This is a genomic window from Yersinia aleksiciae (assembly GCF_001047675.1).
Lineage (GTDB): Bacteria > Pseudomonadota > Gammaproteobacteria > Enterobacterales > Enterobacteriaceae > Yersinia > Yersinia aleksiciae.
The window spans coordinates 3,659,155-3,678,670 of the sequence record NZ_CP011975.1; the positions used below are offsets into that span (position 1 = coordinate 3,659,155).

Consider the following 19,516-nt stretch of genomic DNA (forward strand, 5'->3'; position numbering starts at 1 on the left):
TAAGGCAATTATTGGGAGGTGCCTATGCTCAATCAAGAACTTGAACTCAGTCTCAATATGGCTTTCGCCAGAGCGCGTGAGCACAGACACGAGTTTATGACCGTGGAGCACCTATTGCTGGCATTGCTAAGCAATCCAGCTGCGCGGGAAGCGCTGGAGGCGTGTACGGTTGATCTGGTGGCGTTACGCCAGGAGCTGGAAGCGTTTATCGAACAAACCACACCTACATTACCTGTCACTGAAGAAGAGCGTGACACTCAGCCTACGCTCAGTTTCCAGCGGGTGTTACAACGCGCGGTCTTCCACGTTCAGTCATCAGGGCGCAATGAAGTCTCTGGTGCCAACGTGCTGGTGGCCATCTTTAGTGAACAAGAGTCTCAGGCGGCTTATTTGCTGCGTAAGCATGATGTCAGCCGTCTGGATGTCGTGAACTTTATTTCCCACGGCGCCCGTAAGGACGAGCCGGGTCAGGCACCGAATGCAGAAAATCCGGTGAATGAAGAGCAGGCAGGAGGGGAAGACCGTATGGAGAACTTCACCACCAATCTGAATCAACTGGCCCGCGTTGGCGGCATAGACCCACTTATTGGCCGCGATAAAGAGCTGGAACGCGCCATTCAGGTATTGTGCCGTCGCCGCAAAAACAACCCGCTGCTGGTGGGGGAGTCAGGTGTCGGTAAAACCGCCATCGCCGAAGGTCTGGCTTGGCGTATCGTGCAGGGCGATGTACCAGAAGTGATGTCTGAATGCACCTTGTACTCGCTGGATATTGGCTCGCTGTTGGCTGGAACCAAATACCGTGGTGACTTTGAAAAACGCTTCAAAGCGCTGCTGAAACAGCTGGAAAACGATAAAGACAGCATTCTGTTTATCGATGAAATTCATACCATCATCGGGGCCGGAGCTGCCTCTGGTGGGCAGGTCGATGCCGCTAACCTGATTAAACCGTTGCTCTCTAGTGGCAAAATTCGGGTGATTGGCTCTACCACCTATCAGGAGTTCAGCAATATTTTTGAAAAAGATCGTGCCTTGGCGCGACGTTTCCAGAAAATCGATATCACTGAACCGACGCCAGAAGAGACTGTTCAGATTATCAACGGCTTGAAACCGAAATATGAAGCGCATCATGACGTGCGTTATACCGCGAAAGCGATACGCGCAGCGGTCGAGTTATCGGTTAAATATATCAATGACCGTCACTTGCCGGATAAAGCCATTGATGTGATTGATGAAGCGGGTGCTCGTAGTCGTTTGATGCCGGTTAATAAACGTAAGAAAACCGTCAATGTGTCGGACATCGAATCGGTGGTTGCTCGCATCGCCCGTATTCCGGAGAAAACAGTCTCTGCCAGTGATCGCGATGTGCTGAAAAATCTGAGCGACCGGCTGAATATGCTGGTATTTGGCCAAGATAAGGCTATCGATGCACTGTCCGAAGCCATCAAAATGAGTCGTGCAGGTTTGGGGCATGAACACAAACCTGTCGGGTCATTCCTGTTTGCAGGCCCAACTGGCGTGGGTAAGACCGAAGTGACAGTGCAATTGGCTAAGGCGCTGGATATCGAGCTGCTGCGCTTTGATATGTCCGAGTATATGGAGCGTCATACTGTCAGCCGCCTGATTGGTGCGCCTCCGGGCTATGTTGGCTACGATCAAGGTGGCCTGTTGACCGATGCGGTTATCAAGCATCCTCATGCAGTTTTGCTGCTGGATGAAATTGAAAAAGCCCATCCAGATGTGTTTAACCTGCTATTGCAGGTAATGGATAACGGCACACTGACGGATAACAATGGCCGCAAAGCTGATTTCCGCAACGTCATTCTGGTGATGACCACCAATGCCGGTGTTCGCGAAACGCAGCGTACCTCCATTGGCTTTAAACAGCAGGACAACAGCACCGACGCCTTAGAAGAGATCAAAAAAGTGTTTACACCGGAATTCCGTAACCGGTTGGATAATATCATTTGGTTCAATCACTTGTCGCCGACGGTGATCCAGCAGGTGGTGGACAAATTCATCGTTGAGTTGCAGGCGCAATTAGATGCCAAAGGCGTGTCACTGGAAGTCAGTGAAGAAGCACGTCATTGGCTATCGGATAAAGGTTACGACAAAGCGATGGGTGCACGGCCGATGGCGCGAGTGATTCAGGAAAATCTGAAGAAACCGCTGGCCAACGAGCTGTTGTTTGGTTCTCTGGTTGATGGTGGCTCAGTCACTGTTGGGCTAGATAAAGAAAAACAACAACTGGCTTATGAGTTTCAGAGTGCGCAAAAGCGTAAAACTGAAGGTGCAGTTCACTAACTCAGTGTGTTAATGCGTTAATAAATAAAAAAGGGCAATAAGTTAACAGCTTATCGCCCTTTTTGTTTTTGGGTATTTCGTGTTTTCATGGCTGATAAGCCGGATGAACAGGGAAATAAAAGAAAACGCAAAACGCCCTTGCCATAAATGGGAAGGGCGCCGGAGGGGGGACTACATCCTCAGAGCTCGCGAGTCGTCGACTTGCGACAGATTAGCCGATTAACGGCTACGGAAGACAATGCGGCCTTTGCTCAGGTCGTACGGGGTCAGCTCTACAGTGACTTTGTCACCCGTCAGGATGCGGATATAGTTTTTACGCATTTTACCGGAGATATGAGCGGTTACCACGTGCCCGTTTTCCAATTCAACGCGGAACATGGTGTTCGGCAGCGTATCAAGAACGGTGCCCTGCATTTCAATATTGTCTTCTTTGGCCATCGAATCCTCTAGGTGTAACTACCTTAGTTTTTAACCGGCAAGATAATGCCGAAAAACCCACATTATGTAAAGAAGTGTTGGCGGTCATCGCACCATTTCAGCAAAATTAGTCTGCCGGCAAGAGGGGGATAAAGCCTAATGTGGGGTTCTTTTCAACGGTTGAGCTTTACTGCATCGTGGATGAAAAACTCAACGATTGCGGTAACCAGCATTCAGCCGGTAGTGGACTAAACTGGAGTTGACTCAACTGCTGCAAAAAAAAGTTGCGTGGGATCTCAATCGCACCCAGCGACGCAGTGTGAGCGTTGAGGACCTGACAGTCAATCAGTTCTCCACCCTGACGGGTAAAATGATGACAAAAAACCATTAATGCGCTTTTTGATGCATTGTCAGCACGGCTAAACATGGATTCGCCGCAAAATAATGCACCGACTGCAATTCCATACAAACCACCAACTAGCTCATTTTCCAACCAAACCTCCACTGAGTGCGCGTGTCCCAAAGTATGCAGCTCGCAATAAGCTTGCTGCACATCATCACCAATCCACGTCCCCTCATCACGTTGAGAAGCACAGGCACGGACAACATCCTCAAAAGCATGGTTGAGTGTAAATCGATAAGGGCAACGGCGCAGAAAACGCCGCATACTTCGACTGATATGCAAATCTTCCGGGAACAATACCGCCCGAGGGTCAGGTGACCACCATAAAATCATCTCCCCAGGGCTGAACCAAGGGAAAATCCCTCGCTGGTAAGCGGCCAGTAAGCGAGGCGCAGATAAATCGCCCCCCAGCGCCAGCAATCCGTTTGGTTCGCGCAGAGCCAGCTCAGGTGACGGAAAGGCAAATGATTGAGAAGAGAGCTGTGTGAGGCGCATAAATCTCCTTGGTGACGCTAACAAACCCATTTGGGCAATCATAAATAATACTGCTTTGGTTTCAGCAGCTTTTAATAATATTAGCTGAAAACTAGCTGATTACCTGCCTGCGCACGGTCAATTTGGAGACGGTAAAAGCACACCGTTGTTTCAATATCACGGCCTCAATGACGTTGATGGAATTGGTAATAGCGGCCCTTATTTTGCAATAAGCTTTGGTGGTTGCCTTCTTCGACTATCATCCCACCATCCATTACGCAGATACGGTCCATATATTCCAACCCATATAAGCGATGAGTGACGATAATCAGGCTTTTCTGGCGACAATGTCGGCGTAGCAGCGCCAGAATTTGCTGCTCAGTTTCCGCGTCTAGCCCTTCTGTTGGCTCATCAAGCAGCAACAGTGGGGCTGGATGTAACAAAGCGCGGGCAATCCCCAAACGTCGCTGTTCACCACCGGACAATGGCCGCCCACCATCACCCATCCACGCATTCAGTCCTTCGTCGTTATCCAGTAAGTTAGCTAACCCCACTTGTTCTAGAACCATTTTCAACTGTTCATCTGACGCTGAAGGGCAGGCAAGTAACAGGTTTTCACGTAAGGTACTGCTGAAAATATGTACCCGCTGGCTGACCACAGCCATCATTTGACGCAACGTGGTTTCGTCATATTGGGCTAATGGGATGCTATTCAGCGTGATAGTGCCCTGATTGGCATCCCAGGCACGGGTTAATAATTGTAAAAGCGTGGATTTACCACAGCCAGTGCGACCCAATAGCGCAATATGCTCTCCTGCGGCCAGTGACAGCGATATATTCTGTAAAACGGGCAAAGGCTGCTGTGGGTAGGTAAAACTCAACCCTGTCACTTTCAGCTCCACCTGTGAGGTTACTGACGGGCCACTCGCTGGGAATGTCACTTCAGGCTTTTGTTCCATCAACTGAGCGACTCGCGTTGCTGATGCGATAACTTGCCCTAAATGTTGGAAGGCACCTGCTACCGGCAGCAGGGCTTCAAACGCGGCCAAAGAGGTGAAGACAAACAGCGCCAGCAATGCGCCGGGTTGGCTATCCTCGCCAATACCGCCCGCGGCAAGCCATAAAATAACGGTCACAGTCAAACCGGAGGCCAAAATCATGAGTGCTTGCGCCAAACCCGCCAACGAGGCTTGTTGCTTCTGGCGGCTCATCCAGCGTTGCTCAATATCCTCCAGTGACGCGCGGAAACGACCCAACGCACCAAATACTAATAATTCCGCCTGCCCTTGTAACCAAGAGGTCAGTTGTGAACGGTACAGACCACGCAGATTGGTTAGATCACGACCAATAGGTTGACCCGCACGGTAGAAAATCAACGGGACCAGCAGTAACAATCCAAGCAGAATCGCACCGAGAGTCAGCGCTAAAGTGACATCCAGATAACTTAGGCCAAAAGTCACTACAGCGATAATGACGATGGCGGCTACCAGCGGTGAGATCACTCGCAGATAGAGATGATCAAGCGTATCGACATCTGCGACCAGACGGTTGAGCAGCTCACTTTGGCGAAAACGGGCGATACCGGCAGGTGAGAGAGGCAGGATTTTCTGAAAAGCGAATACCCGCAGATGTGCCAGCACACGGAATGTGGCGTCATGGCTGACAACGCGTTCAGCATAGCGGCCAGCGGTGCGGGTAATCGCCGCACCACGGACACCAGCTGCTGGCAGCAAATAGTTAAATGTGTAGAGTCCAGCAGGGCCAGCGATGGCGGTGCCTGCCAGGAACCAGCCTGATAATGTGAGCAAACCGATACTGGCCAACAGAGTAACAATTGCCAGCACAATACCCAGAGAGATCAGGAACCAATGGCGGCGATATAGCGCCAGAAAGGGGAGAAGTACGCGCATGATTAAAGCTCCTCACTGCGGTGGGACAGCAGATTGGCAAATGAACCGGTAACCTGACTCAAGCTAGAGTAATCACCTTGTTGAATCAAAAGGCCATTATCCATTACCCAGATTTGGTCATACCCCAATGTATCTTCCAACTGATGAGTGACCAGCAAGGTTGTCTGCCTGCGAGAGGCTTCCTCCAAGGCTTTCATCACCAACTGTTCACTGTGGGCGTCAAGACTGGCTGTCGGTTCATCCAGCAGCAGCAAACGGCATGGGTTGAGTAATGCGCGAGCGACAGCCACACGCTGGGCTTGCCCAACAGAGAGACGGGCCGAGTGGTCGCCGACTTCTGTATTCAGTCCTTGCGGTAAATCTGGGAGAAATTCGTTGATATATGCACGCTCAACCGCTTGCTGTAATTGGCTTTCGTCAGCATCGGGTTGGCCCAGCAGAATATTGGCAACCAGTGTCTGCTCCGGCAAATGTGGATTTTGCCCAACCCAGCTTAACTGGCTTCGCCAGACTTGCGGTGCTAACTCATGTAATTCAATGCCGTTGACTTTTAACGAGCCGCGATAAGGTAAAAAACCCAGTAGCAGATTGAGTAATGAACTCTTGCCTGCACCGCTCAGGCCAACGATGGCAACACGTTTACCTGCGGGCAGGAAGAACGTTAGCGGCCCAGCTAAGCGGGTACCATTGGGGGCCAGAATTTCCAGTTCATCTGCTTCAAGGGTGAGGGCATCTGAACCACTCAGTACTTTATCACCCTGACCGATAGACTCACTTTCACTGCTTAAGAATGTAACCAGTGATTCAGCTGCACCTACGGCCTGTGCTTTGGCATGGTAGAACGTCCCTAAATCCCTCAGTGGTTGGAAAAATTCAGGTGCCAAAATTAAGACCAGAAAACCAGCAAACAGTGTTACGCCTAAACCGTAGCTGCCAAAATTCAGTTCGCCTAAATAGGAAAAACCAAAGTAAACCGCCACCACGGCAATAGATATGGCCGCGAAAAACTCCAATACTGCTGAGGAGAGGAAGGCCATCCGCAGTACTTCCATGGTGCGGCTGCGGAAGTCTTCCGAGGAGTCGCGAATTTGGTCTGTTTCTGCTTTAGCGCGGTTAAATAATCGTAGGGTGTCGAGCCCACGCAAACGATCGAGGAAATTGCCGCTTAAACGGGCCAACGCAACAAAGTTACGCCGATTGGCGTCAGCAGCCCCCATCCCAACTAATGCCATGAATAACGGAATCAGCGGCGCGGTGACAAATAAGATCAAGCCTGCTGCCCAGTTGATTGGGAAGACGGCAATTAGAATCAGCACCGGAATAAATACCGCCAGATACATTTGCGGTAGATAGCGGGAATAGTAATCCTGCATATCCTCAATTTGTTCTAGAATAATGGTCGCCCAACTTCCGGCAGGCTTGCCTTTTACCCACGCAGGGCCCAGTTGTTCCAATCTGTCTAACACGACTTTGCGAATCTGCTGGCGGACTTTCATTCCGCAGATAAATCCTACCCGCTCACGTAGCCAACTGATCACGGCACGCAAAGCAAAAGTCGCTGCCAGTAACCCAAAATTGGCGGTTAATGCAGAGCGGGGGAGCTTGTCGATAATCAGAGATTGCAGCAAGGTGGCGAGCAACCATGCCTGAGCGATAATCAGTAACCCGCTGAGGAGGCCAAGTAACATGGACAGGCGGAGCCAACGTTGCGCCGGAGCGCTCTGTTTTTTCAGCCAACGAATCAACTCATACTGTCGTGTTTTATTCATCAGGCAATTTGTCTGCGCAAATATACCCATGGTACTCAGATATGCAGGAAGATCAGCAACGTTAAACCATATAAACAAAATGGTTGTTTAAGCTTGGCCTATCTACAACGCCGATTACTTTGGGTATAACAAGATCAAAAGGTTTGTCACCATCTAGAGGCGGCAAACTGGCGAGGGGCAATCTTACCTCGTGATGCTATGAGGTGAAACCATAATGCTTGTGATAGTCACCGCATTAGTGGATTTCTATAATTTGCTGTTTTTCATTGGTATGTTCAATCGACAAAAAATACAGAGCAAACAGAAATAAAAACGGGCGGCTCACGTATTGTCAGCTGCCCGTATGTATTCAGTAAAATCAGTGGGTGTTATTTATCGTTCATCAACCCATCAAGATAACGCTCTGCATCCAGTGCAGCCATACAACCAGTACCGGCCGAGGTGATGGCCTGACGGTAGATGTGGTCCATAACATCACCCGCAGCGAACACGCCTGGAATTGAGGTTTGTGTCGCATTGCCCTGAGTACCGGACTGAACTTTGATGTAGCCATTTTCCAGTGCCAGTTGATCACCAAAGATAGCGGTGTTAGGGCTATGGCCGATCGCAATGAAGACACCCGCGACCGCCAGCTCTTCGGTCTCGTCGCTATGGGTTGATTTCAGGCGAACACCAGTCACACCCATATCATCGCCCAGCACTTCATCCAAGGTACGATCGGTGTGCAGTACGATGTTGCCGTTCTTCACTTTTTCCATCAGGCGGTCGATCAGTATTTTTTCTGACCGGAAGCTGTCGCGGCGGTGAATCAAATGCACTTCAGCGGCGATATTAGCCAGATAGAGTGCTTCTTCAACGGCGGTATTGCCGCCACCCACAACCGCGACTTTTTGATTACGGTAGAAGAAACCGTCGCAGGTTGCACAGGCAGAAACCCCTTTACCCTTGAATGCCTCTTCTGACGCCATCCCCAGATAGCGGGCAGATGCCCCCGTTGCGATAATCAACGCATCACAGGTGTACTCTGCGCCATCACCAAACAAGCGGAATGGGCGGTTTTGCAAATCAACACGGTTGATATGGTCGAACAGAATTTCTGTCTGGAATTTTTCTGCATGCTCATGCATCCGTTCCATCAGCGCTGGGCCAGTCAGACCCTCAGGGTCACCTGGCCAGTTTTCGACGTCGGTCGTGGTGGTCAACTGACCGCCTTTTTCCATTCCGGTAATCAATACAGGTTTCAGGTTGGCGCGTGCAGCATAAACTGCCGCGGTATAACCCGCAGGGCCAGAACCCAAAATAATCAATTTGCTATGTTTAGCCGTGCTCATGAATACCTCTTTCCCACAATGGCGGACAATGTTATCGATTGTAGGGAAAATCGTGCATTAAAAAAAGCAGACAAAAATGTTGTTAGCGATTTGTTTGATAGGTCATGCCTATTTAATAAACTAAATGCATTGATAATCGACAGTTAATCGATAAGAAAAATAAGGTTGGCGACAAATTGGACCAAAAATCATTTCTGCATTATGAGGTGAATACCCCCAAAAAGCTTTGACCCCATAAAGAATGTGGCTTGCAAGCCGATAGAACAAAAAAAACCATAAATTCTGGAGGACAGTTTGCACCATTTTATAGCAAATAAACGATGAAAAAATAGCTAAGAGAAGGGCGCTGAGATTTTAATTCTGGCACGTTGTACTGATTTAACTTCTTTTACTTTGACAATCGGCTGCGCATTTGCGAAAACATCATAGGAAGAAGAAATTATCTGCGCGCCATAATTTCAGATTTGGCATCAGTGATGCCAAGCGAAAACCCTGGAATGTTTTCGATTAATGCTGGATGGCATGTGGAGTAAGTTCTCGAACAACTGCAGGGGGGATGTTTCTGCGGTTGTTCGTGATGCGCTATCTCTTCCTCAACGCTAATAATCATCGAGTACCTCGCATACAGTTGGACAGACAGGGTGTGAGATAACAACGTGTTGATATATTTGCATAAAACAGGCTGCGGGTCGTTGTCTGTAGCAGGCTCTAAATTTAGTTACACTTAGGGCATGTCTCAGACTCAAGGAAATTAAGAGAGACTATAAGATGATAGATAATAAAAAGCGCCCGGGGAAAGAGCTTGATCGTATTGATCGTAACATCCTGAATGAATTACAAAAGGATGGGCGCATCTCTAACGTTGAGCTTTCAAAACGAGTAGGATTGTCACCAACACCATGTTTGGAACGGGTTCGCCGCTTAGAGCGTCAGGGCTTCATTCATGGCTACACCGCACTGCTTAATCCACAGTATTTGGATGCATCACTGCTGGTTATCGTTGAGATTACTCTGAATCGTGGCGCTCCGGATGTATTTGAGCAATTTAATGCTGCTGTCAAAAATCTTGAGGAAATTCAAGAGTGTCACCTGGTATCAGGCGATTTCGACTATTTGTTGAAAACCCGAGTACCTGATATGTCTGCTTACCGTACATTACTCGGTGAGACCTTGCTTCGCCTACCGGGCGTCAACGACACCCGTACCTATGTGGTCATGGAAGAAGTGAAGCAGAGTAACCGACTCGTCATTAAAACGCGGTAAACAGGCAGGTGCAAAACCTGAGTAATTTGGTTACACTCCTGTTTATTCATACAGTTTCAACGCCGGGAGGGTTCTCGGCGTTGTTTCTCATACCAGTTAACAGGAACCTGGAGAGCCTTTCTTGAGCCAGGAATATACAGAAGACAAAGAAGTTACTCTGAAAAAACTCAGCAGCGGTCGACGTGTGCTTGAGGCTATTTTGATTGTGGTAACTATTCTGGCAGCCTACCTGATGGCGGCGCTGCTGAGTTTCAATCCTTCGGACCCAAGTTGGTCCCAAACTGCTTGGCATGAACCTATCCACAATCTTGGTGGGGGTATTGGTGCCTGGATGGCAGACACGCTATTCTTCACTTTCGGTGTTTTAGCATACGCAATCCCTGCCATTATGGTGATGCTGTGCTGGGCGGCATTCCGTCAGCGCGATGCCAGCGAACATGTTGATTACTTTGCATTGTCATTACGCTTGATTGGCACATTAGCCCTGATTTTAACCTCATGCGGCTTGGCAGCTCTCAACGTTGACGATCTTTATTACTTCGCTTCTGGCGGGGTGATTGGGAGCTTATTCAGTAATGCTATGTTGCCGTGGTTCAACGGTGTAGGTGCAACACTAACATTGCTCTGCATCTGGGCGGTTGGTTTGACGCTCTTTACCGGTTGGTCATGGTTGGTCATTGCAGAGAAAATTGGTGGTGTGGTCTTAGGTTCACTGACATTTATGACTAATCGCTCTCGTCGTGAAGAGCGTTATGACGATGAAGATGACGATTATCATGTCGATGATGCAGATATTGCCGAGCAAGAAAAAGAAACTGTGGCGAGCAAGGCAGCAATAGCAGGCGTTGCAGCAGCAACGGGGCTGGTGGCGAGCTCTGCCTATGCAGACGATGACGATGTACTCTTCTCCGCGCCATCTGTGACTGATACGCCATTACCGCTGACTGAAACTAGCAATAAATATGATCCATTATTAAGTACGCTGCGAGCAACGGATAATGATGAACAATCACCGTTATCAGGAACTTCTACTGAGAGTAGCGCTGATTCTGTGACGAGTCATGGTGCTGTTGACCATAGCCATACTCACACCAATTTTGTCAAGGATAGTACGGCCCCTAATGTGGACGCGACCCCGCCGCTCTATTCTTTTGAAACTCCAGAAGAAACACCAGCTCCAGTGCAGACTCGCGTTGTGTACCCGGCTGAGCGTCCTGAGCCTCAGATGGGGTCATGGGATACACCAGCAGTACCTGCTAGCCATTCGCCATTTGATTTTTCAACGGCACAGCGGCATAGCGATCAGGTGGAAAGCACACCTCATATGAACCCTGGGCTGGGTTCAGGTCTTGATGGATTGACCGCAGCAGGCATGGCCGCCAACGCTGCATCAACAGTTGGACCAACATCTACCGCCGGAATTGTTGCAGCAAGTGCAGCGACATTTATGCCTGCGTTTACGGCGACCAGCGATAGTAGTTCCCAGATTAAGCAGGGGATTGGTCCAGAATTACCAAGGCCGAATCCTGTTCGCATTCCGACACGGCGTGAGCTTGCATCCTTCGGTATCAAACTGCCTTCTCAGCGAATAGCTGAGCAGGAACAACGTGAGCAGCGCGAGGACGAAACACAAAGTTCTCAAAACCCAGCTTCATTTGGTTCAGAGGTCGAGTCTGAAGATGAGGCGGCATTGCAGCAGGCTATTTTGCGTAAAGCTTTTGTTGACCAACAGTCTGCGCGTTATGGGCAACCAACTGACGCGGGCGCAAATATCTTCTCCGCGCCAGAACCTGAAGATGAACAGGCTTTACAAGAGGCCGCATTACGACAGGAGTTTGCTGCGCAACAGCAGCACCGTTATGGTGCGACTCAGCACGAAGATGCTGTTCATCGTAAAGATAGTCTTTATAGTGAAAACAGTGTGTTGGATAAAGAAAATAGGGTTGAGAGAGTGCAGCCGGTTGATACCAGCCGCGCCTACACATTCTCGCCGGTCGCAGATTTAGTGGATGAGACCCCACGTGAACCCCTGTTCACACTTTCTCCGTATGCTGAAATAGCAACCGAAGAAGAGACTTTTGCGCCAGATTATCCTGAACAGCTGTCACCACATCAGCAGCCAACCGTGCAGCAAACACATTCAGAACAATCAGCGCCGTCGATACCACCTGCTTATACTTCGTCGGCAAGTACGCAGTCTGCATACACTCAGCCGATTGTGGCGCCGTCTTATGCTCAGTCAGCGCCGCAGTCCACTGTTCAGCCCACTACACCGGTGCAACCAGCACAACCCGTACAACCTATCCCGGCGATGGACAGTCTGATTCATCCATTCCTGATGCGTAATGACCAGCCGTTGGTTAAACCAACCACACCATTGCCGACACTGGATCTGCTTTCCTCGCCGCCAGCGGAAGAGGAGCCAGTCGACATGTTTGCTTTGGAGCAAACAGCGCGTTTGGTTGAAGCACGCCTTGGTGATTATCGGGTGAAAGCTGAAGTGGTCGGTATCTCTCCGGGGCCGGTTATTACCCGTTTTGAGCTGGATCTGGCACCGGGCGTCAAAGCTTCGCGCATTTCCAATCTTTCCCGTGATTTGGCCCGCTCACTCTCTGCTATTGCCGTGCGTGTTGTGGAAGTGATTCCCGGTAAACCTTATGTCGGGCTTGAGCTGCCAAATAAACACCGTCAGACAGTCTATCTGCGAGAAGTGCTCGATTGTGCCAAATTCCGCGATAACCCATCACCATTAGCTATTGTGTTGGGTAAAGATATCGCCGGGCAGCCGGTGGTGGCTGATTTAGCTAAAATGCCCCACTTGCTGGTCGCAGGTACAACCGGCTCGGGTAAATCGGTTGGGGTGAATGCGATGATCCTCAGCATCTTGTATAAAGCCACGCCAGATGAGGTGCGCTTTATCATGATTGACCCGAAAATGCTGGAATTATCGGTCTATGAAGGTATTCCGCATCTGTTAACCGGCGTGGTTACCGATATGAAGGATGCCGCGAATGCATTACGTTGGTGTGTCGGTGAGATGGAACGGCGCTATAAACTAATGTCTGCATTGGGTGTGCGTAATCTGGCCGGTTATAACGAGCGCGTGGCGCAAGCTGAAGAAATGGGGCGGCCAATTCCCGATCCATTCTGGAAGCCATCCGACAGCATGGACATCTCCCCGCCAATGTTGGTGAAACTGCCTTATATCGTGGTGATGGTGGATGAATTTGCTGACCTAATGATGACCGTGGGCAAAAAAGTTGAAGAGCTGATTGCCCGTTTAGCACAGAAAGCACGTGCTGCCGGTATTCATCTGGTTCTGGCGACACAGCGTCCGTCAGTGGATGTGATAACTGGCTTAATTAAAGCTAACATTCCTACGCGTATCGCCTTTACGGTCTCCAGCAAAATTGACTCCCGTACCATTCTTGATCAGGGCGGGGCTGAATCACTGCTGGGTATGGGTGATATGCTGTATATGGCACCTAACTCATCGATTCCAGTGCGTGTGCACGGCGCCTTTGTCCGTGATCAGGAAGTACATGCCGTTGTTAATGACTGGAAAGCTCGTGGTCGCCCTCAATATATTGAGAGTATTATCAGTGGTGGTGACGAGGGCGAGGGTGGTAGCCTTGGCTTGGACAGTGACGAAGAGTTAGATCCACTGTTCGATCAGGCGGTGAGCTTTGTGTTGGAGAAGCGCCGTGCGTCGATCTCTGGTGTTCAGCGCCAATTCCGAATCGGTTATAATCGTGCTGCACGTATCATTGAGCAGATGGAAGCCCAGCAAATTGTGAGTACGCCGGGTCATAATGGCAACCGTGAAGTTTTGGCTCCACCACCTCATGAGTAATCTTTTGTTCTGAGGCAGTTAACCTAGATAGGGCCGCTTTGCGGCCCTTATGCCAAGAAGCGTAACCCCGTATTTCTCAAAGAATTTTATAAGGTATTTAGAATAATGAAAAAACTGCTTGTTGCTTGCTGTCTGTTATCTGGCTTAATTTCAACGTCAGTCTTGGCGGATGCCAGCACTGATTTGCAAGGTCGCCTGAGCAAGGTGAACAGTTTCCATGCTAATTTCTCGCAGAAAGTCACTAGTTCTGAAGGGGCTGCGGTGCAGGAAGGCGAGGGTGAGCTATGGGTAAAACGGCCCAATCTGTTTAACTGGCATATGACTTCGCCGGATGAGAGCGTGCTGATTTCCGATGGTGAGACATTGTGGTTCTACAACCCCTTTGTTGAGCAAGCCACGGCGACCTGGCTGAAAAATGCCACCGGCAATACACCTTTCATGCTGATTACTCGCAATAACCCAGATGACTGGAAGCAGTACAATGTGAAGCAAAAAGGCGATGATTTTGAGTTGACGCCAAAAAATACCAGCGGCAATCTGAAGCAATTTACGATAACGGTGACGCCAACCGGCACCATTAAAAGCTTTGCGGCGGTTGAGCAAGACGGGCAGCGCAGCGCTTATACGCTGAAAGGGCAACAAAATAGCTCAGCGGATGCCAACAAGTTTAAATTTACCCTACCAAAAGGTGTGACGCTGGACGACCAGCGCCAGTGAGGTCTGAGTGAGTAATATGTCCCTCGATTTTTCCCAAAATGAGTTCCAGCCACTGGCCGCGCGGATGCGGCCTTTGACGTTGGATCAATATATTGGTCAGCAGCATCTGCTGGCTCCGGGTAAACCGCTACCGCGGGCAATCGTCGCGGGGCAATTACACTCCATGATCCTCTGGGGGCCGCCGGGGACGGGAAAAACCACGTTAGCAGAAATTATTGGCCGCTACGGTCAGGCGGATGTCGAACGTATCTCTGCGGTGACCTCCGGTATTAAAGAGATCCGCGAAGCTATCGAGCGAGCACGGCAAAACCGTGATGCTGGGCGGCGCACGATATTGTTTGTTGATGAAGTCCACCGCTTCAATAAAAGTCAGCAGGATGCATTTTTACCGCATATTGAAGATGGTACGATCACCTTTATCGGTGCCACCACGGAGAATCCCTCGTTTGAACTGAATTCAGCATTGCTCTCCCGCGCTAGGGTCTACTTACTGAAGGCGTTAACTGCCGCAGATATCGAAAAAGTGATTGACCAAGCGATGTCTGATTCCCAGCGTGGCTATGGTGGGCAGAATATCAAACTGCCAGATGAAACCCGCCGCATGATGTCTGAGTTAGTGGGTGGTGATGCGCGTCGTGCCTTGAATAGCCTTGAAATGATGGCAGATATGGCAGAAATAGATGCCAAAGGGGTACGTGTGCTCACCCCTGATTTGCTAAAAGAGGTCTCTGGTGAACGAAGCGCCCGCTTTGATAATAAAGGCGACCGTTATTACGATCTGATTTCGGCAGTGCATAAATCTATTCGTGGCTCAGCCCCCGATGCGGCGCTGTACTGGTATGCGCGCATTATCACCGCTGGCGGTGATCCGCTCTACGTTGCCCGGCGTCTGCTGGCGATTGCGTCAGAAGATGTGGGTAACGCAGACCCACGGGCTATGCAGGTGGCAATCTCAGCTTGGGATTGTTTTACCCGAGTCGGGCCAGCAGAAGGTGAGCGGGCGATTGCTCAGGCGATTGTTTATCTGGCCTGTGCGCCGAAAAGTAATGCTGTTTATACCGCGTTTAAAGCAGCGATGCAGGATGCTCGCGATAAACCTGATTTTGATGTGCCAGAGCATCTGCGCAATGCGCCGACCAAACTGATGAAAGAGATGGGGTTGGGGGCTGAATACCGATATGCCCATGATGAGCAACATGCTTATGCCGCGGGTGAGAACTATTTCCCGCCAGAAATGGCCACGACACGCTACTATTCTCCATCATCCAGAGGTCTGGAAGGGAAAATAGGTGAAAAGCTGGCATGGCTGGCTGAGCAGGATCAAAATAGCCCGATAAAACGCTACCGCTAGCCTTGCCGTTGCGGTAAGGTTAGCGCTATAACCACTTGGTAAGTGGCTGTTTACGCCGCTTACAGCGTTAAATTCGTCTTCACTAACCACGTATACCCAAAGTAAATATATGCGGGTATATCCATAACTAAAAGCACAGGACTAGCATGCTTGATCCCAATATGCTGCGCAATGAGCTAGACGCAGTCGCCGAAAAACTGGCTCGCAGAGGTTTTAAACTTGATGTTGAGATGTTGCGCCAACAAGAAGAGCGCCGCAAAGTATTACAGGTTGAAACAGAAAGTCTGCAAGCAGAACGTAATGCCCGATCGAAATTGATTGGCGCGGCCAAGGCCCGTGGCGAAGATATCGAACCATTGCGTTTGGAAGTCAATGTGCTGGGTGAAAAACTGGATGCAGCCAAGGTCGAACTGGATAAGTTGCAAAACGAAATCCGCGATCTGGCACTGTCTATTCCTAACCTGCCGGATGATTCTGTGCCAGTGGGCAAAGATGAAAATGATAACCTCGAAGTGAGCCGTTGGGGCGAACCACGCAAGTATGACTTTGAGGTGAGAGATCACGTCTCCTTGGGCGAAATGGCCGGTGGCCTTGATTTCGCTGCGGCAGTAAAACTGACTGGTGCGCGTTTTGTGGTGATGAAAGGGCAAGTTGCTCGCATGCACCGCGCATTATCCCAGTTTATGCTGGATCTGCATACCGAGAAGCACGGCTACCAAGAAGCTTACGTTCCTTATCTGGTTAACCATGCCACTTTGTACGGTACTGGCCAGTTACCTAAGTTTGGCGAGGACTTGTTCCACACCAAACCATTGGAAGAGGAGTCAGATAGCAGCAACTATGCGCTGATCCCTACAGCTGAAGTCCCGCTAACTAACTTGGTACGCGATGAGATTCTGGAAGAAGAGTCTCTGCCATTGAAAATGACCGCCCATACTCCGTGCTTCCGTTCAGAGGCGGGCTCTTATGGTCGTGATACCCGTGGTTTGATCCGTATGCATCAGTTCGACAAAGTTGAGATGGTGCAGATAACTCGTCCTGAAGATTCAATGGCGGCACTGGAAGAGTTGACCGGTCATGCAGAGAAAGTGCTGCAATTACTGGAACTGCCATACCGTAAAGTGCTGCTGTGTACTGGCGATATGGGCTTTGGCTCCAGCAAGACTTACGATTTGGAAGTGTGGCTGCCAGCGCAGGATACTTATCGCGAAATCTCTTCATGCTCAAATATGTGGGATTTCCAGGCCCGCCGTATGCAGGCGCGCTGCCGCAATAAAACCGATAGAAAGACCCGTTTGGTTCATACCCTGAATGGTTCTGGTTTGGCAGTTGGCCGTACACTCGTTGCGGTGCTGGAGAACTATCAGCAAGCTGATGGTCGCATCCAGGTGCCTGAAGTATTACTCCCATATATGGGTGGACTGGAGTTCATCGGTTAATAAAACATCTGATATTTTTAATCAGTTGTTTATCAAGCGCCTACGGGCGCTTTTTCTTTTTAGGCATACCAACCGAGTACCTTCAGCTCATTGCCGATAAAAATGAACCAACATATCGTGCTATCCCCGCCTGAGAGGGAATTGACTTTTTTATCGCCAGTGGCATGATGCGCTCACTTTCATCGTTCCGACGGTTTCTCTCTTATTATGTCCGCATATTCTCGCCCGGTGCTGCTTCTGCTCTGTGGGCTTTTGTTGTTTACGATTTCTATCGCGGTTTTAAATACATTGGTTCCCTTATGGTTATCCCATCAACAGTTGCCGACCTGGCAAGTGGGGATGGTGAGCTCATCCTATTTTACCGGGAATTTGGTCGGGACGTTGATTGCCGGGCGATTGATCCAACGGCTCGGTTTTAACCGTAGCTATCACTACTCCTGTATTTTATTTGCTCTGGCGACCTGCGGGTTAATGCTTTCGGTCGACTTTTGGAGCTGGCTGGGCTGGCGTTTCTTTGCTGGCGTGGCCTGCGCGCTCATTTGGGTCATCGTCGAGAGTGCGTTACTGCGCAGTGGAACATTAATCAACCGTGGGCAACTGCTGGCGGCTTACATGATGGTTTACTATCTGGGGACCGTCACCGGGCAACTGCTGTTAGGCGTGGTATCGACGCAACTGCTGAATGTTATCCCTTGGGTCAGTGCATTGGTGATTACCGCGATGTTGCCGCTGCTGTTTGCCCACTTCTCGTATCAGCAGGGCAGTGAGTTCTCACATGTTGCGGTTTGGTCGATGCTCAAGCGCCGTAGTGCGCGTCTGGGTATTAATGGCTGCATTATCTCAGGTGTACTCTTAGGCTCGCTCTATGGGTTGCTGCCGTTGTATTTATCCCATCAAGGGATGAGTGATGCCAGTGTGGGATGGTGGATGGCATTATTGGTCAGTTCAGGGATTATCGGTCAGTGGCCGATTGGCAAAATGGCCGATCGCTATGGTCGCTTACTGGTGCTGCGCATTCAGGTGTTCGTGGTAATTCTCGGCAGCGTGGCGATTCTGGGTAATTATGCCTTGGCTCCCGCACTCTTTATTTTGGGCTGCGCTGGTTTCACCCTTTATCCAGTGGCGATGGCATGGGCGTGCGAAAAAGCCAGTGCCGATGAGTTGGTGGCGATGAATCAGGCATTGCTGATGAGTTACACTATTGGCAGTTTGACCGGCCCGACCATGACGTCATTACTGATGCAGCGTTATTCAGACAATTTATTATTTATCATGATTGCCGGCGTGGCATTGGTGTATCTGATGATGCTACTGCGCAAACCCGATCAGCAGCAAACACCTTACGCGGCGGTCTAATCACCATAAAAATGCCGCCAGTTGGATAGCCAACATGGCGGCATTGATTGAGCCTTTATTGGTTAGCGATGATCAGTAGATCACTTTGTGACCATAACTTTCCAGAATACCTTTCACGCGGTCCATAATCTCCGCAGTAGGGGGTTTGACCCCATCTAATTTGTATTCTTCGCCCATAGCAATCCATTTATGCTTACCTAACTCATGGTAAGGCAGCAACTCTATCTTCTCGATATTGGTCATGTTCTGGGTAAACTCACCCAACATATGCGCTGATTTATCATCATCTGACCAGCCCGGTACCACCACATAGCGGATCCAGGTTTTCTGGTTACGTTTTGCCAGATAACGGGCAAACTCCAGAGTACGATGATTGGAGACACCGACCAGATTCTGATGCACGCTGTCATCCATCTGCTTCAGATCCAGCATCACGAGATCAGTGGCATCAAGTAACTCATCAATGACGGGATCATAACGGCGCACAAAACCGTTGGTGTCCAAACAGGTGTGAATACCCTCTTCGTGGCAGGCGCGGAACCAATCGCGCACAAATTCAGCCTGTAAGATGGCTTCGCCGCCGGAGGCAGTCACGCCACCGCCAGAAGCATTCATAAAGTGACGATAGGTCACGGCCTCTTTGACCAATTCTTCAACGGTAACTTCTTTACCGCCGTGGGTGTCCCAAGTATCACGGTTATGGCAATACAGGCAACGCATCAAGCAGCCTTGGAAGAATACGATAAATCGGATCCCAGGGCCGTCAACGGTGCCACAGGATTCGAATGAGTGAATGCGGCCAAGTACGGACATTGCAGGTTACTCCAATACTGGATAAATAAAGGCCCCACTAAGGTGGAGCCTTTTAGTCTAATCTATTTTAGTTATCCCCGTCATATTTCAAATTGCATGTGTGTTGGCTTTCTGCAACT

The 19,516-nt window shown here is 49.8% G+C and carries 13 protein-coding genes; 7 read left to right on the plus strand and 6 right to left on the minus strand.

The window, feature by feature from the left end:
- The first annotated feature begins 24 nt into the window (after positions 1-24).
- Positions 25-2,301, plus strand: coding sequence for an ATP-dependent Clp protease ATP-binding subunit ClpA (gene clpA / locus ACZ76_RS16425; protein WP_048619877.1), 2,277 nt, complete (start codon positions 25-27; stop codon positions 2,299-2,301).
- 219 nt (positions 2,302-2,520) lie between these two features.
- On the opposite strand, the gene infA is transcribed toward clpA, so the two are convergent.
- The 5 genes from infA to trxB form a co-directional block, all read right to left on the minus strand.
- Positions 2,521-2,739, minus strand: coding sequence for a translation initiation factor IF-1 (gene infA, locus ACZ76_RS16430; RefSeq protein WP_002211347.1), 219 nt, complete (start codon positions 2,737-2,739; stop codon positions 2,521-2,523).
- A 166-nt stretch (positions 2,740-2,905) separates the two neighbouring features.
- Positions 2,906-3,616, minus strand: coding sequence for a leucyl/phenylalanyl-tRNA--protein transferase (gene aat / locus ACZ76_RS16435; RefSeq protein ID WP_048619878.1), 711 nt, complete (start codon positions 3,614-3,616; stop codon positions 2,906-2,908).
- Positions 3,617-3,780: 164 nt separating this feature from the next.
- On the minus strand, positions 3,781-5,505 hold the full coding sequence (gene cydC, locus ACZ76_RS16440) for a heme ABC transporter ATP-binding protein/permease CydC (protein ID WP_048619879.1): 1,725 nt from the start codon (positions 5,503-5,505) through the stop codon (positions 3,781-3,783).
- 2 nt (positions 5,506-5,507) lie between these two features.
- Positions 5,508-7,274 carry a heme ABC transporter permease/ATP-binding protein CydD gene (gene cydD, locus ACZ76_RS16445; protein WP_048620340.1) on the minus strand — a complete coding sequence of 589 codons (1,767 nt, stop codon included), beginning with the start codon at positions 7,272-7,274 and terminating at the stop codon, positions 5,508-5,510.
- A gap of 368 nt (positions 7,275-7,642) precedes the next feature.
- Positions 7,643-8,605: a thioredoxin-disulfide reductase gene (gene trxB / locus ACZ76_RS16450; RefSeq protein ID WP_048619880.1), complete on the minus strand. Its 963-nt coding sequence runs from the start codon at positions 8,603-8,605 to the stop codon at positions 7,643-7,645.
- Between the two features lie 768 nt (positions 8,606-9,373).
- Here trxB and lrp point away from each other — a divergent pair.
- From lrp to ACZ76_RS16480, 6 genes are all read left to right on the plus strand, one after another.
- Entirely contained in the window at positions 9,374-9,868 is a 495-nt protein-coding gene (gene lrp / locus ACZ76_RS16455; RefSeq protein WP_002211340.1) for a leucine-responsive transcriptional regulator Lrp, read from the plus strand.
- Between the two features lie 121 nt (positions 9,869-9,989).
- Complete coding sequence (locus tag ACZ76_RS16460) at positions 9,990-13,721, plus strand: DNA translocase FtsK (protein WP_048619881.1); 3,732 nt, start codon at positions 9,990-9,992, stop codon at positions 13,719-13,721.
- A gap of 105 nt (positions 13,722-13,826) precedes the next feature.
- The gene (gene lolA, locus ACZ76_RS16465) at positions 13,827-14,438 is read left to right on the plus strand and encodes an outer membrane lipoprotein chaperone LolA (protein WP_048619882.1); all 612 of its coding nucleotides are present in this window, start codon (positions 13,827-13,829) and stop codon (positions 14,436-14,438) included.
- A 7-nt stretch (positions 14,439-14,445) separates the two neighbouring features.
- Positions 14,446-15,789, plus strand: coding sequence for a replication-associated recombination protein A (locus ACZ76_RS16470; protein WP_048619883.1), 1,344 nt, complete (start codon positions 14,446-14,448; stop codon positions 15,787-15,789).
- Between the two features lie 146 nt (positions 15,790-15,935).
- Complete coding sequence (gene serS / locus ACZ76_RS16475; protein WP_048619884.1) at positions 15,936-17,228, plus strand: serine--tRNA ligase; 1,293 nt, start codon at positions 15,936-15,938, stop codon at positions 17,226-17,228.
- 207 nt (positions 17,229-17,435) lie between these two features.
- A complete protein-coding gene (locus ACZ76_RS16480; RefSeq protein ID WP_048619885.1) occupies positions 17,436-18,584 on the plus strand; it encodes an MFS transporter in 1,149 nt (382 codons plus the stop codon).
- 72 nt (positions 18,585-18,656) lie between these two features.
- On the opposite strand, the gene pflA is transcribed toward ACZ76_RS16480, so the two are convergent.
- Positions 18,657-19,397 carry a pyruvate formate lyase 1-activating protein gene (pflA, locus tag ACZ76_RS16485; RefSeq protein ID WP_005171041.1) on the minus strand — a complete coding sequence of 247 codons (741 nt, stop codon included), beginning with the start codon at positions 19,395-19,397 and terminating at the stop codon, positions 18,657-18,659.
- Positions 19,398-19,516 lie beyond the last annotated feature (119 nt).